The sequence below is a fragment of the Halobellus sp. genome (assembly GCF_042218505.1).
Classification (GTDB): domain Archaea; phylum Halobacteriota; class Halobacteria; order Halobacteriales; family Haloferacaceae; genus Haloquadratum.
In genome coordinates this window covers 90,032-104,139 of the sequence record NZ_JBDGQZ010000013.1, presented here as the reverse complement: position 1 = coordinate 104,139, position 14,108 = coordinate 90,032, and the positions used below count along the sequence as shown (strand labels likewise).

At 60.9% G+C, this 14,108-nt stretch carries 14 protein-coding genes and 2 pseudogenes; 14 read left to right on the top strand and 2 right to left on the bottom strand.

The window, feature by feature from the left end:
* The first annotated feature begins 135 nt into the window (after nt 1-135).
* A complete protein-coding gene (locus tag ABEI27_RS03925) occupies nt 136-453 on the top strand; it encodes a hypothetical protein (protein ID WP_375798104.1) in 318 nt (105 codons plus the stop codon).
* Nucleotides 450-1,748: a cobyrinic acid a,c-diamide synthase gene (locus ABEI27_RS03920; protein WP_375798103.1), complete on the top strand. Its 1,299-nt coding sequence runs from the start codon at nt 450-452 to the stop codon at nt 1,746-1,748. The genes ABEI27_RS03925 and ABEI27_RS03920 overlap by 4 nt, the downstream gene beginning before the upstream one ends.
* An 857-nt stretch (nt 1,749-2,605) precedes the next feature.
* Here ABEI27_RS03920 and ABEI27_RS03915 read toward each other — a convergent pair.
* Both ABEI27_RS03915 and ABEI27_RS03910 read right to left on the bottom strand, forming a co-directional pair.
* Nucleotides 2,606-3,148, bottom strand: a complete 543-nt coding sequence (locus ABEI27_RS03915) for a hypothetical protein (protein ID WP_375798102.1) — start codon at nt 3,146-3,148, stop codon at nt 2,606-2,608.
* A gap of 468 nt (nt 3,149-3,616) precedes the next feature.
* Nucleotides 3,617-4,432, bottom strand: coding sequence for a MarR family transcriptional regulator (locus tag ABEI27_RS03910; protein WP_375798101.1), 816 nt, complete (start codon nt 4,430-4,432; stop codon nt 3,617-3,619).
* Between the two features lie 147 nt (nt 4,433-4,579).
* Between ABEI27_RS03910 and cbiT the strand changes: the two genes are divergently transcribed.
* The 12 genes and pseudogenes from cbiT to ABEI27_RS03850 form a co-directional block, all read left to right on the top strand.
* Nucleotides 4,580-5,149: a precorrin-6Y C5,15-methyltransferase (decarboxylating) subunit CbiT gene (gene cbiT, locus ABEI27_RS03905; protein ID WP_375798100.1), complete on the top strand. Its 570-nt coding sequence runs from the start codon at nt 4,580-4,582 to the stop codon at nt 5,147-5,149.
* On the top strand, nt 5,146-6,000 hold the full coding sequence (locus ABEI27_RS03900; RefSeq protein WP_375798099.1) for a cobalt-factor II C(20)-methyltransferase: 855 nt from the start codon (nt 5,146-5,148) through the stop codon (nt 5,998-6,000). Before cbiT ends, ABEI27_RS03900 begins: the two co-directional genes overlap by 4 nt.
* Nucleotides 5,997-6,863: a cobalt-precorrin-4/precorrin-4 C(11)-methyltransferase gene (locus ABEI27_RS03895; RefSeq protein ID WP_375798098.1), complete on the top strand. Its 867-nt coding sequence runs from the start codon at nt 5,997-5,999 to the stop codon at nt 6,861-6,863. The genes ABEI27_RS03900 and ABEI27_RS03895 overlap by 4 nt, the downstream gene beginning before the upstream one ends.
* A 3-nt stretch (nt 6,864-6,866) precedes the next feature.
* The gene (gene cbiG / locus ABEI27_RS03890) at nt 6,867-7,847 is read left to right on the top strand and encodes a cobalt-precorrin 5A hydrolase (protein ID WP_375798097.1); all 981 of its coding nucleotides are present in this window, start codon (nt 6,867-6,869) and stop codon (nt 7,845-7,847) included.
* A 1-nt stretch (nt 7,848) separates the two neighbouring features.
* Nucleotides 7,849-8,748 (top strand): precorrin-3B C(17)-methyltransferase, encoded by a 900-nt coding sequence (locus ABEI27_RS03885; RefSeq protein ID WP_375798096.1) that lies wholly within the window; start codon nt 7,849-7,851, stop codon nt 8,746-8,748.
* A gap of 2 nt (nt 8,749-8,750) precedes the next feature.
* Nucleotides 8,751-9,827, top strand: a complete 1,077-nt coding sequence (gene cobJ, locus ABEI27_RS03880; RefSeq protein ID WP_375798095.1) for a precorrin-3B C(17)-methyltransferase — start codon at nt 8,751-8,753, stop codon at nt 9,825-9,827.
* Nucleotides 9,817-10,080 carry a ferredoxin gene (locus tag ABEI27_RS03875; RefSeq protein WP_375798094.1) on the top strand — a complete coding sequence of 88 codons (264 nt, stop codon included), beginning with the start codon at nt 9,817-9,819 and terminating at the stop codon, nt 10,078-10,080. Before cobJ ends, ABEI27_RS03875 begins: the two co-directional genes overlap by 11 nt.
* Nucleotides 10,073-10,789 carry a cobalamin biosynthesis protein gene (locus ABEI27_RS03870; protein WP_375798093.1) on the top strand — a complete coding sequence of 239 codons (717 nt, stop codon included), beginning with the start codon at nt 10,073-10,075 and terminating at the stop codon, nt 10,787-10,789. Before ABEI27_RS03875 ends, ABEI27_RS03870 begins: the two co-directional genes overlap by 8 nt.
* On the top strand, nt 10,786-12,012 hold the full coding sequence (locus ABEI27_RS03865) for a CbiX/SirB N-terminal domain-containing protein (RefSeq protein ID WP_375798092.1): 1,227 nt from the start codon (nt 10,786-10,788) through the stop codon (nt 12,010-12,012). The genes ABEI27_RS03870 and ABEI27_RS03865 overlap by 4 nt, the downstream gene beginning before the upstream one ends.
* Before the next feature lie 8 nt (nt 12,013-12,020).
* Nucleotides 12,021-12,392: a DUF3209 family protein gene (locus tag ABEI27_RS03860; RefSeq protein WP_375798091.1), complete on the top strand. Its 372-nt coding sequence runs from the start codon at nt 12,021-12,023 to the stop codon at nt 12,390-12,392.
* Nucleotides 12,385-13,607: pseudogene (locus ABEI27_RS03855) on the top strand (PQQ-binding-like beta-propeller repeat protein). Before ABEI27_RS03860 ends, ABEI27_RS03855 begins: the two are co-directional and overlap by 8 nt.
* 178 nt (nt 13,608-13,785) lie before the next feature.
* Nucleotides 13,786-14,068: pseudogene (locus ABEI27_RS03850) on the top strand (zinc ribbon domain-containing protein); the annotation flags it as partial.
* Nucleotides 14,069-14,108 lie beyond the last annotated feature (40 nt).

Below are 14,108 nucleotides of genomic sequence, written 5' to 3'. Positions count from 1 at the left end.
GGTGGAAAAGCAGCGTGCGCTCGCTGGCGACGGCGGTGCGTCGGAAGCCTCGTTCGAGGCTCAATTGACCCGAACACGACGCCCAGTTGCAACCGACGGAGAAGGGGTTCAGCGGTGATGATTCAACGGCAGACAATGAGCGTCGTCCCCGCCGAAAATGACACAGATACAGCACATATAACTGGGATTCGAACGGCAGGGGCCGATCCTGACGCGATAGTCCATACGCTCGGCGCAGATCTCGAAATCGTCGAATACGGTCATCAACTCCAAGCCCCAGCCGTTCCGGTTAGCTTAACGGGCTGCCCAACGCCAGCGGTCAGCACTCGTGCCGTCCGCGAATTTCGTGAGTTCGACCTGCTTGTTGTCGACGCCGGTCTGGCCAGATCAACCGCGGCTCCGACAGTCACGGTCGGTGACGAATTCGGAAACGACGTTACTGCAAGCGTATGAAAGGCATCGTCATTGGTGGAACCCGTTCGGGCGTCGGGAAGACCGTGGCCACGCTCGCGGTCATTCGAGCGCTGCAAGAGCGAGGATACACCGTCCAACCAGCCAAAGCCGGTCCCGATTTCATCGATCCCAGCCACCACGAACGTGTGGCCGGTCGGCCCTCGCGGACACTTGACTGCTGGCTTCAGGGCGAAGATGGGCTCCGACGGAACTACTACCGAGGCGACGGCGACGTGTGTGTCGTGGAGGGCGTGATGGGATTGTACGATGGTGACGGGTCCAGTACCGCTATGATTGCCGAGTCACTCGACCTCCCTGTCGTCCTTGTCGTCGATGCAAAAGCTGGGATGGAAAGTGTCGCCGCGACTGCGCTCGGGTTTCAGCGATACAGCGAACATACCGACACCGACGTCGATGTCGCAGGTGTTGTCGCGCAACGCGCTCATAGCGGACGCCACGAGCGAGGGATTCGCAACGCACTGCCGGACGGTCTGGCGTACTTGGGGCGAGTCCCCCCTCGCGACGGTTTCGAGATTCCTGATCGTCATCTTGGGCTACATATGGGAGACGAATCCCCGCTCGGCCCCAAGGTCCTCGATGATGCTGCCGAACACATCCGTGCTGAACGGCTTGTTGATATTGCGCGCACACCCCCACGCCTCAATCAAGAAACAGTCCAGCCGGGGATGGACAAGCGAGTTGCGGTCGCTCGAGACGAGGCGTTCTGTTTCTACTATCCTGCGACTATCGAGCGCCTTCGTGAGCGTGCGAACGTGGTCACATTCGCGCCGACAGCGGGAGATGAACTCCCAGACTGTGACGGGGTCTATCTTCCGGGAGGGTATCCCGAACTGCACGCTGCCACGCTGGAGAACAGTCCCGCGATGCGACAACTCGACACCACAGCGGCCGATGAGTGCCCAATCGTCGGCGAGTGTGGTGGGTTGATGGCGCTCGCCGAGACGTTGACTACCGTCGAAGGCGACACCTACCGAATGTCGGGGGTTCTCCCTGCGGATGTGCAGATGCACGACCGGTATCAGGCACTCGATCACGTCGAGCTCCGCGCTCGGGAGAGTACACTTACCGCCGGCGCGGGGCGGTCCTTGCGGGGCCACGAGTTCCATTATTCGAGTGCTGACGTCGCTAGTGATGGTCAGTTTGCGTTCGATGTCGAGCGGGGTGACGGCATCGAAGACAGTCAGGACGGACTCTACGAGTACGAGGCGCTCGGAACGTACTGTCACGTCCACCCCGCAAGCGGGGCCTTCGACACATTCCTCGAGGCGATATGAACTGGAGAATGAAAACAAAATCAGCGCTGAGACTCTATTCGATCGTTTCGGAACATCCGTAACGGGTAAACGAGGTCCCGACCGCGGTGCGTGCACCGGAGGAAAGTGGCCGTCTGCTGGATGTGTTCTATGTCGTTTGAAGCGGAGTTACCGGTGGGATGCTATGGATTCGTCGGGGGTCGACCCACTCGCGCTTGAGAGCCCACCACACGAAACCGAGCGAGAGGGGTCAATGCGGAGGACAGGCTTATCTATCCTCTCGACATTCTCCTCCGATTGAAAACAGAGGAACCCCGGCCGCAGTTGGGATACTAACTGAGCATAAGAGTGCTGTTGAATCCAGTGTGAGGAGTAGAGAGCCTCACCGAGGCATCAGTCGTCGCCGTTCGGATACCAGCCCCGGACCCGGTAACCGACTCGACTGATACATCTATATCAGATCCGTTGCCATCCTGACGCCACCCCCTGGCAACGACCCCGACAGGAAGCGTTGGGCAGCAAGAGCTACGAGACTGGTCTCCACAGCCGTGAAACAGCGGCTAGACCGCCACTACGCTGGACGCTAGCCGCGACGAGGGTGTCCGATTCATCATATATAGTCGTTCAGGAAACGGGTTGTCGCTGGCGCACTGATAGCTACAGTTGTGTTTGCGAGTCTTCGCTCACTCGATCGGACGACAGCGTGCGATCGGCTGTGTAATCAGTTGCAAACGCTACTATACTCACATCCGTACCCAGTATCCAGACGGCTCCCAGCACCGCGTCGAGTCCCGGGCCTGAAACGGTGAACACCACAAGTAGTGGCATACCGAGCCGTGGCGAGGGAGCGTTTGTCAGAGACCGTGCTGTAGAAACTGTCATTCACGAGTGACACGGGACCACACGCCGGACCACAGCGAGACGAGCGCGGGGGATTCAGGTAGGTTGCTGTCGCGGACAGCCAGATACCGGATCGTAATAACCCCAGTGCACAGAAGCGCCGCGAATTCAACCGAGCCGAACACCAACTCCTCGAACGTCTCACCCCCGTAGGCCTGCACTATCGGGACGGTGAAGTATATGATCTGGATACCACCCCCCAGCAGGACTGACCTCGATGGATCCCACACCCCCTCGGTCGCTCGCACGGACCGTCGATCCAGCGCCAGCCCCACAACGTAGATTGGTGTATAGAGATAGGCCAATCCAAGGAACGCAAGAGTCGCCGCTCCGGGAACCAACGGACGGTATTCTGGTAGAGCGAGCGCTGTCGTAGTAGTACTGACGAAACCGAATAAGAGAGTACCGACAAAAACTCCCGTCGTCAGTACCGGCTGGACGGCAAGCGCAGTGGCCCACTGCCACGAAGGACTCTCGCCTCTGTCAGTTGTCGACGCGTGTACTGCATCAGCTCTTGGCATCGTTACTCCGACGCACCAGTGCGTCGATTCACCCTGATTTTTGACATTATCGACAGAGAGGCCTCCGTGCTGAAAATGTTGTGTGTAGTGAGGTCCGATGAACCCAAAGGGAGTTGCACGAGTGTCAGCGAGTATAAGTACCTCAGGAGAGTGAACGAAGCGAACGAATCTGTCGGGAGTGAGCTAATTAACCGGCGACTTCGTACTCGCGTTCGAGTTTAATTGCAGGGTTTTGGCCCGTTCGTGCCCCTCATCGTCGATTGAGAAACTGTCAGCGCGACATATGTCGGCCTCGTGCCCAGAGAACGACTATCGTCCGCGCCTTCGAGATGCCGTGCGGACTGAAATCAGACCGTGGGACGAGATATTCAACGCTGGGTATCTCCGGCCGTGATACTTGATCAGCCCCTGAACTGGGAGGGTGCGCGCGCTGTGCGTAATGTATTGAAGATCCGATGGTTGGAAGTGTTATGTATCCGCCACGTCTACGACCTCATAGCTGAGATTCTGATCCCGGAGTTTGTCGGTGTGTGCCGAGAGCAAATCTGTCGAAGATAGAAGCAGTATGTCGAGTCCCTTCGCAGTTGCTTCTTGAACAGCAGACGCGCTTCCGAAACGAATGTCAGGTTCGAGGTTAGCCGCCCCCGCGACGGCAATCGCCTCGGCTCCACCGATCGCTATTAGATCGTGGTCTTCAGCCATCTCAGCGATTCTGTCCGAATCCACTGCCGAACTCCCACCGTTTTGAACCCGCGGAATCGAGACGATAGTCACCGAACCCAAGTCGTAATCAACGACTCCGTCGAAATTCGTGATTCCAACATCCTGTCCTGCTTCCGCGTTCGTTACTGCAACTGCAGTTGCACTCCCGCTTCCACCAGACATAGCCCGCAGAACGCCGTCCTGCATCGTCAGTGAAACCGTCTCCCCCTCACTGATTTCTGTCGTCGAAATGGCAGTTTCGATCTCGACCTGTCCGATGACGTCTTCAGAAACGTGTTCGATGAATTGGCGCAGCTCATCAGTCTGCGAAATCAGCCAGTCGACTCCTTCTTTGGTTACCTCGTATCGGCCACGACCGTGCTTGTTAACGTATTCGTGTTCAACAAGATCTTGGAGGTAATCGCTCACAGCCTGGGCAGTAATCCCGATGGCATCAGCTATCTCCTGTTGGTTTACTGCGGGTTGTCGCTCTGCGATCTGGACGAGGATTTGATATCGAGTGGCGTTTCGTTTGCTCTGGAGAACGCCGAATTCCTCGGGATCGACCGCGTTGTTCGCCATTACCTGTTTTCTGGACTGCGGAGTAAAGTAACTTTGGCTTAGAACGCGTGAACTTGGGTAGATCTATTCTCTTCGGCGACTTATTCAACTTAGATTTTTCTAGAACAACCAAAATTGTTTTACGTATCACGACGATTGTATTCGGTGATGGCACAGGTATCGCTCCCACACGACGCGAAGGCCGGTCCAACGAAATCGGAGGTCAGGGCTGTCCTTCTCAGCAAACTCGATCTCGGGCCGACCGACCACTTCGTCGAGGTCGGTTCGTGCACCGGCGCCGTCACAATCGGGGCGGCGCGGCGCGCGGGTCGGGTCACGGCACTCGAACGAAACGCAGAGCGACTCGAAACTACCAGAAAAAATCTCGCTGCCAACGACGTCACCGGGGACGTTGAGCTTCGGGAAGCCGAAGCTCCTGAGGGGTTACCCGACGACACGGATGTCCTGTTCATCGGCGGCAGTCGGAACTACGCGGCGGTCCTCGACCACGCAGCCGAAATCCGTACCGACCGCGTCGTAATGAACGTTTCGCGGCTCGAAGTCGCTGGAGCCGCCACCGAAGCGTTCCGCAAGCGGGACCTCTTAGCGGAGGTCGTCCAATTCCAGGTGAGCCACGGATACGAACTCGCTGGCGCGACGAGTTTCAATTCCGACAACCCGGTGTATATGCTGGTGGGCGGAACCGATGCGGTCGCCACTGACGGAGGGCGGCGGTGACTCTCTACGGTATCGGACTTGGACCCGGGACCGCCGACCTCGTAACCGTACGCGGACGTCACGTCCTCGACGCGGCGGACGTCGTCTACTCGCCGGGACGCCTCTCTCGTTCGGTTGCGACCGAACACATCCCCGGAGATCGAATCGGTGATGTTGACTTTCCGATGACTCGCGACGAGGACGAACTTCGCCGAGCGTGGCGCGAGGCTGCTGAAGAGATCGCACCGCGTGCTCGCGATGGAACGGTGGCATTCGTTACGCTCGGCGATCCGAACGTCTATTCGACGTTTGGGCACTTGCGGCGAACGCTCTCTGCGTTTCACGCTGATGTCGATATCGAAGTCGTTCCCGGGGTGAGCGCTGTAACGGCCTTCACCACGGCTCTGGGCATCGAGATCGCTTCCGGAGCGAGTCTCACGCTTCAGGAGGCCGCTCGTGGTGCAGCCCCGATCGGGCCAGATCGGATGATTCTGTTCAAAGTCACTGATGTGCCGACGACCCACGAACGGCTCGTCGACGCCGGTTACGACGTGGTCTACGGCCGCCGACTGTATATGGAGCAGGGCGAGACAGTCGTGACTGACGATCCCGGGGCGTTGAACGAACGAGACTACTATACGCTGGCTTACGCGGAGAAACGCAATCTCGACTCGGAGCCGGCGACTGCGCTCTTCGAAGAAGCCGAATCCAAGAGCCGCTCTGGTACCGGAGCGAGGGTGAAAGCCGACGAGGGAGCGCAGCCTGCCTCAGAGCCGTGGTCCGGGGATGAATTTCGGAATAATACTATGTCGATGGAGCGCGCTGAAAGTGAAGCCTGCGGCGACGAAATCCCAGGGGTCCTGCCGCGATGACCGACCCGCAGGACGTCATCAACGCAGCGGCGGCGACCCGGGCGGCGGAGCGAGACTCCCGGATCGAGGAGAAAGCTGCTGGCGAGAGACAGGAGGGTATCCCGTTCATCGGCGCCGGTCCCGGTGATCCAGGGCTCCTCACTGTCACCGGTAAAGAGCTGGTCGAGGCAGCAGATCTCGTCGTCCACGCCGGATCGCTGGTCAACAGTGAACTGCTTGCGGAATACTGTGCGGGCGCCGAACAGGTGTCGAGCATCGGCAAGGACCTGGAGGAACTGGTGCCGTTGATGCGAGACGCCTACGAGGCGGGGCGAGCCGTCGTCCGCCTCCACAGCGGCGACCCGGCAATCTACGGAGCCGCGCTGGAGCAGATGGACGCTCTGGAACACGAGGGGGTTCCGACCTACATCATTCCGGGCGTGACCTCGGCGTTCGCAGCCAGCGCGACGCTCCGAACTCAACTCACGCTCAACGGCGTGGCTAACCACGTCGCTTTCACTCGCCCCCGGGGGAAGACCCTCGACCCCGAGGACGACCACATCGGCGAGTTCGTCGAGATGGGCGACGTGACGACCTGTGTGTACCTCGGCACCCACGCGGTCGGCGAGACAATGGACCGTCTTCTCGACGACGGCCACGACCCGGGAACGCCGGTTACCGTGGTTTATCACGCCTCGTGGCCGGACGAGGAAGTGATCGAGGGGACCATCGAAACGATCGGCGAGCGTCTGGAGGCAGCCGGCTACCGTGCGTCCGCACTCGTCATCATCGGCGATGCGGCACGAAAGGCGGGATATGAGCGTTCCTATCTGTACGGTGACTGGGCGAACCGCAGTTCCACTGAGAGCGAAGCAGACGACTAATTTATGAGTACTGACACGAACGAACCGGAATCAGGTGAATCGGGCGGCCACTGTGCGACGCCGGACTCGGACGGCGAGGTGGCCGAAGAGATTGCGATTATCAGCTTCGAGCGAAAACTCGACACCGCCCACGAAATCGAGGCGGGAATCGGCGACGGCTACGAGCGCGTGGAGATCATCGAGTACCACGGCGACGTGTTCGCGGAACACTGGGGCGAGTACGATTGCTTCGTTGGGCTGATGGCTTCGGGTATCGCGATGCGCAAGACTGCACCCCTCCTCGATGACAAGTGGGACGATCCCGCTATCGTCGTCGTCGATGAGGAACTCACGTGGGCAATCCCGATCACGGGTGGCCACCACGGTGCGAATCAGGTCGCCCACGACCTCTCACAGTTGGGCGCAGTCCCGGCGATGACAACGGCGAGCGAGGCTGCGGGAGAGCAGGGCGTCGAGAGCAAGGCAAAGGCGCTGGACACTCACGTCGTCAACGGCGATTCGACGGTCGCGACGAACCTCGCCGTGTTGAACGATGAACTCGGTCCGGTGGCCCGGCTCGACGGCCCTCGAGCGGTCCTCGTCGGTGACGACGTGACCGTTCTCAAGCGCAACGGTGAACCCGGTGTCGTCCTCGGGACCGGGACCGTCTCGGGAGTGAAGAAAGCGCAGATACTCGATGCCTGGGAGGCTGTCCTTGACGACCTGGATCTGGAGTTCTCGGACGTGGAGTTCGTCGCGACCGGCACCCGAAAGAATGGTGAAGAAGGACTCTACGAGGCAGCCCAAGAGATCGGTACGGGGCTCGTTCTCTTCGAGAGGGAAACGCTGGAACAGTTCGAGGGGCCATCACCCTCCCGATCGAAGGAACTCATCGGCTGGCCGGGTATCGCTGAAGCGTCGGCTATTGCCGGCGGCCGAGAGCACGACCTCGCCCGGAAGAAAGAGCGGTTCGACGACGCCGTGACAGTCGCAGTAGGGCAGTAATATGGGTAGCAGAGATACCGCCGCCAACGGGATGGGGACCCTTTTCGTCGTTGGCATCGGCCCCGGACTGCCCCACGCAATGACGCAGCGGGCCAAGGACGTCATCACCACCGCCGACTGCGTCATCGCGTCGAACCTCTATCAGGAGTTCCTCCGTCGCGACGGAACGCTCCCTCCGGAAAACGCTGAGGTGGAAGCAGCACCTGACGGGGGGACTTCCGCGGGAAATGAGTCCGGACCCGTCCTCGAACGGCCAGGGGGAAGCCGCCAGACTCTCATCCGGTCGACGATGGGGAAGCAAGTCGAACTGGCTCGTGAGGCGTTCCAGCGCGTCCGGGCGGGCGAAGACGTTGCCCACGTTTCTGGCGGCGATCCGAACGTTTACGGGAAGAGCGACCTCCTGTACACGATGGCCGAAGCGGACGAGGCATACGACGTGCCCATCGAGGTCGTCCCCGGCGTAACGGCGGCACTCGGTGGCGCGGCGAACCTCGGCGCACCGCTGTCGAACGACTTCTGTACGGTCTCGCTGTCCGACAAGTGGCGCGGATGGGACGAGATCGAAGAGAAACTGCGAGCCGCGGCGATCAGTGGGTTCGTCATCGTCCTCTACAACTGCTGGCGTGACTATCAGCGCGCGATCGACGTGGTTCGCGAGGAGCGAGCCGACGACGTACCGGTCGGCATTTTCAACGACGCCGGCCGCGGCGACGCAGGTCGAAATCTGGACGACGAGACACACACCATCACCACCCTCGGCGAGGCGAACGACCACGACGACGAGGTCGGCGGGATGGGGACGTCCATTCTGATCGGCAACCACGAGACGGCGGTCTGGGAGAACGACTACGGCAACCACCTCGTCACCCCGCGCGGCGGGCGTGACGTCGACGATTTCTGACAATGAGCACTGACGACACCACTACTGAGACGAGCACAGACACCGAAACCAACTGCGGCGCGAGCGGCGAGTCGAACGCGGGTGAAACTGCGACTGACACCAAACCGGGGTCGAAATGCGGAGGGTCGACGCCGGACGCCGAGACCGACGGTGGCGTTACGAGCGCGGCCGGAACGGCGACAGACGCTGATGAGAGCACGTCGACGTGTGGCGGATCCACGACGTCGTCGAGTGCTGGATGCGGCAGTTCGAAGAAGTCGGCAACCGAAGAGAAGGTCGGGTCTACTGTCGACGACTTCGAGGCGGATCCCGGACGACTCGTCGCCGTTGGCTTAGGTCCTGGACAGCCGGAGGGGATGACCCAGCGTGCCCGGGGGGCGCTGCTCGACGCAGAGCATATCGTCGGGTACACCACGTACATTGAACTCCTGCCAGAAGAAGTCACGGAGTCGGCAGAGGAACTGTACGACACGCCGATGTGTGGCGAGGTGTCTCGCACAGAGGAAGCGATCGACCGCGCACTCGCGGGTACCGACGTCGCCATCATCGGAAGCGGCGATCCGAACGTCTACGCGCTGGCCGGTCTGGCCCTGGAGATACTTGAGTCGAAAGGCGCGACCGCGAGTATGGTCGACTTCGAGGTCGTTCCCGGCGTCCCCGCAGCCCAGTCCTGCGGCGCGCGGTTGGGCGCACCGCTCGTGAACGACACGGTCAGTCTCTCCCTGTCGGACCACCTGACGTCGATGCCGACCATCGAGTCGCGGCTCCACGCGGCAGCTAAGGAGGGCTTCACGATCGCGATCTACAATCCCTGGAGCCGAAAGCGCCGGGAGAACTTCCGGAAGTGTTGTGAGATTCTCTTGGAACACCGCGCGTCCGACACGCCCGTCGGGGTTGTCCACGGGGCGGGCCGCGACGACGAGGAGGTCGAGATCGTCGAGCTCGGCGAGCTCGAGGACCTCGGCGAGACGGACCTCATCGATATGACGACAACGGTCCTCGTCGGAAACGAGGAGACGTACGTCTGGGACGATCGGATGGTGACCCCACGGGGATACGAGTCCAAGTATGACTACTGAGTACCAGGTGCGGCTCGATCGTGGTGCCTGTGACGGCGTGTTCGCTTGTCTCGTCCGGGACGACCGCTTTATTGAGGCCTCGGATGGGGTAGCGATCATCGACGAGAGCGACGACAGTGGTCAGCAGGAGCGCGACGTGAACGAAAAGCAGCTCGTGACCTTCACCGACGAGCGGCTGAAATCGGCTGAACAAGCGGCCCGCGCCTGCCCGGTCGACGCGATCGAGGTGCTGACGGAGAAAGACGATGAGTGACGCGAATCGACAATCTACGACGCCCGATCCCGTCGAGGATCTACTCACCTCGACACCGGCCACGGCATACTTTTGGGGGCGCGTAGCCGGTGGTGGTAAACTGACCCAGGACTGTGTGACTGTTCGGACGGCGGACGAGACGTCGGCCGACGCGCTCGCGGCAATCGCCGGCGCCGGTCGAACGGACCACGACCATCGAATCGCCGCTCGGGAGTCGGCGCACGACGCCTCGATCGTTCGCTTCGAAGACGAATATAAATTACAGGTATTCGGGATGCTTGCCGACCGCGCAAGTGCCGCGCTCGGACTCCCCATCGAGGGACAGGGTGGTGGATATCGGTTCGACACGTTCTCAGAGCACCGTCCACAGCTCGTTCGTGGATTGCTTGAGGCTTGCGGCACCGTCTGTTTCCGGGAGTCCGAAGGGTCCGTCGGTGTCTCGTTCGTCCACGACGGCGAGGCCCTGCTCCGGACGATTCAGTCGCTCCTCGAGTCCACTGATCCCCGCGTTCCGGCCGACGAGCTCTCCGAGACGTCGGCCGGTGGCTACTGGTTCGGTCTGGGCGATGATGCGGACACAGAGGCGTTTGCACGATGGGTGTACGCTGGTAGCGACGGGTCGGGACTGTACTCGATGGAGCGGCGGCAGAAACTTCGCCGGAGCGTCGAACGCGCAACGAGTAGCGAGGTGGGTGAACTCTCCCGATGACCACGAACGCGAAAGCGACCTCGATCGGGCTCGACGACGAAGCGGTGCTGCTGGTCGGACACGGCTCCCGCCGCGAGGAGTCGAACGAACAGGTTCGCACGCTTGCCGCCGATCTGGAAGAGCGACTTGGCGTCCCGGTCGACGTAGGGTTCCTCGAGCTCGCACAACCGACGATTCCCGACGCCATTGCAGGCCTCGCCTCAACTGTGTCGCGAATCACTGTCGTCCAGCTATCGCTCTTTGCAGCCAGCCACGTGAAGAACGACGTACCACTGGCCGTCCAGAACGCCCGCTCGGAACACCCTGGGATCACAATCCACAACGGTGCACATCTTGGGGTCCATCCCGCACTCGTGGGTCTTCTCGACGACCGAGCCGCGGCTGTAGAAGCGGAACTGGGGATCGATCGTGACGAAGCGGACGTCGCGGTCGTCCTCTGTGCTCGTGGCTCCAGCGACCCCGACGCGAACAGCGACGCACACAAACTCGCCCGGTTACTGTACGAGGGGCGCTCCTTCGATCGCGTCAAAACGTCGTTTATCGGGATTACCGAACCGCGCCTCGAGGAGACGCTCCATACCGTGGCGAAAAGTCGTCCGGACGCCGTGGTGGTCCTCCCATATATGCTCGGGGACGGTGTGCTTACTGGACGCATCCGTGACGGTGCCGCCGAGTTCGACGACGAGTATCCGTACGTAGACGCTGGTGCGGGTGACCCGCTCGGGATCGACACCCGAATTCTGGACGTACTCGGTGATCGGTGGCAGGAAGCTCGGACCGACAGCGTGGATATGTCCTGTGACACCTGCAAATACAAAGTAGAACTCGATGGGTACGAGGAGGACGTCGGCGGCGCGAGAGCGATGCTTCGTGCGCTGACGCATCAAGAATCTCACGAAGATCGTGACGACGTGGACGCTCAGCCCCACGCACACGACGCACCGGAAAAACACGTTGCGGTCTGCACGAATCAGACCTGTGCCGCCGACGGCTCACCGGCCGTTCTAGAACGGTTGCGGCAGGAGGCCCGTGACTCCGACGCCTGTGACGCCCGAATCACGCGTTCGTCGTGTCTCGGCCGCTGTGGCGACGGTCCTATGGTCGCCATCTATCCCGACGGTATCTGGTACGGGGATGTCGACCAGACGGACGCTGAGCGAATCGTCTCGTCCCACCTTGATCGGGACCGCATTGTTTCGGATATCGTCGATCAAACACTGTAATCATAAGTATGAGCTGCTACGAAATCGAAGCCCTACGCCTCGGACTGATGAACGTGCTCGGGACCGAAGACCGGAGCGCACGCGAACACGCGGAGACCGAACTGGATGGTCATCTGGACGGCCCAATCGGGGCTCTAGCAAACGCGGAGACCCTCTCGGAGATTGAGCGCCACCTCGACGCGGCGCTCGTTGACCTCGAAGAGGAAATCGCTGCCACCGATTCAGACGCTCCAGAGTACGACTATATGCGTGGCCGATTAGTGGCCGTCCGCGACGCGGAGCGAGCCGTCCATCGACTGACAGACCAAGGCGAAAGCGTCCTTAGCGGGTCAGGTGAAGCACACGACGTCCTCCACGAAACCTTCCCCGTCGATGAGTAACGCCCCGCAACAGCGAGGGGTCAGACTCGGCGACGCACCGCCCGCTCGATCCCGACACGCGGGCAAACGATCCGCAGTCACGTTGCTCGGTGAGCTAGTGGTCGCTGGAACGGCAACCGGAGAGGTGGTCGCTCACGACCGAGCGACCCTTGACGAGCGATGGCGTAAAAAAACGAGAACCGAGATGACCTCCGTCGTAGCAGCAGAGCCATCTGGCAGCGGTGTCGTGGTCGGCGAGCACAGCCTGGAGGGAACAATCAGATTCCACGACCAGGCGACCGGCGAACTTCGATGGCAGTACGCCACAGCGACGGACATCGGAACTCCGCAAAAATCGTCTCGGTTCTTCCTTCCCTTCGTCGCAGACATCGAAACAGATGGAGATCAGTTGTACGTTGCGTCTCGTCGCTACGAACGCGACGGTGACCGTCGATCGTTCACTAGTGTCGTCTACGCGTTCGACGAGGCGGGTGATATCGTCTGGAGACGCGATACCGATGCATCTCCGATCAGCCTCGCCGTTTGGCCGTTGCGTATAATCGCTGTCCAGGGACCCACCAGCACGGGTTGGCCGTCCTCGACACTGAAACGGGTGCCGAGCGATACGAGTGGGACCCCGGGACTGACGGTGATCGACGCGTCGGTGACGTCTCGCTGCTCGAAGACGGCGTCATCGTTGCGAGCCACGGTGACTACTGTGGATACCGTCTCCACGACGGGGGTGCCGAAGAGTGGTGTGTCGGCCTCGCGACACCAACAGCGGTCAATGACGAAACGTTATACGCCTATCCGAACCATGTGCACGCGACAGCGCACGGGGCCGTCTTCGTCACGGGGAACACGTATTCGACGGAGCGCCGCCAGACTGCGTCGCTGCACCCCCGTGAGCACACTGCCTCCGGGTACGCGCCGGACGGGGAGTGTGCCTGGACGGCTTCAGACGGTGGCTTCGCAAGCGAACTCGGTGTCGACGGAGACCGGATGGCTGTTCCCGGAGCACAGCACTTTCGCACGCGCAATGCCGAGGTCCACGGTCTTCGAATATTCAGTACGAAAACTGCCCCCGAAACGACCTTCGAAACCGATGATATCGTCACAACAGTCGCACTGGACGGTGGATCCTTCGCCGCCGTAGAGGAGACAGTGGTCTATCACGACGAGGGAGAGAGGCGAGGCACCTATCGGTTGTTCCTTGGAACAGCGTCTGGCAAGTAGTTCTTTTGACTCAATCCGTCTACACTCGATCGAATCCGGGGTGAGTAACCCGACAGTTGAGCAGCCTGTGAGCGGTGCGATGAACGAAGTAATCGTGGCACCGGTCGCCGAAAGCCTTGAGAACAGCGCGCCGACGGTGATGACGTAGAAGCCGAGGTCACTGGCGATGTCAAGATAGTATCGGGCGGCGTATCCCATCGACGTGGAACTGGTGTCGGAACGTGGTACGTCGAAGTCGTGTTCGGCGCGTGGACGCACCGATGACGATCAGCGTATTGAACGCGGACTGGAGTGTGTGAGAAGTGCGATGCGGTTGCGAACGCGGATATAGACGGCGCGGAGACCATTCGGCAAAAGGGACTCCCGAGTCTCGCCATAGATGGCGGTAATAGGCAGAACGGCTGGTTGGCACAGCCAGCGGTACCCTGTTCGACCGTAGTGAAGCTGTTTTTGTCCCATAACTCGCTTCGAGTGGCGAACCGCAGCGTGCTCCCGTCTGCG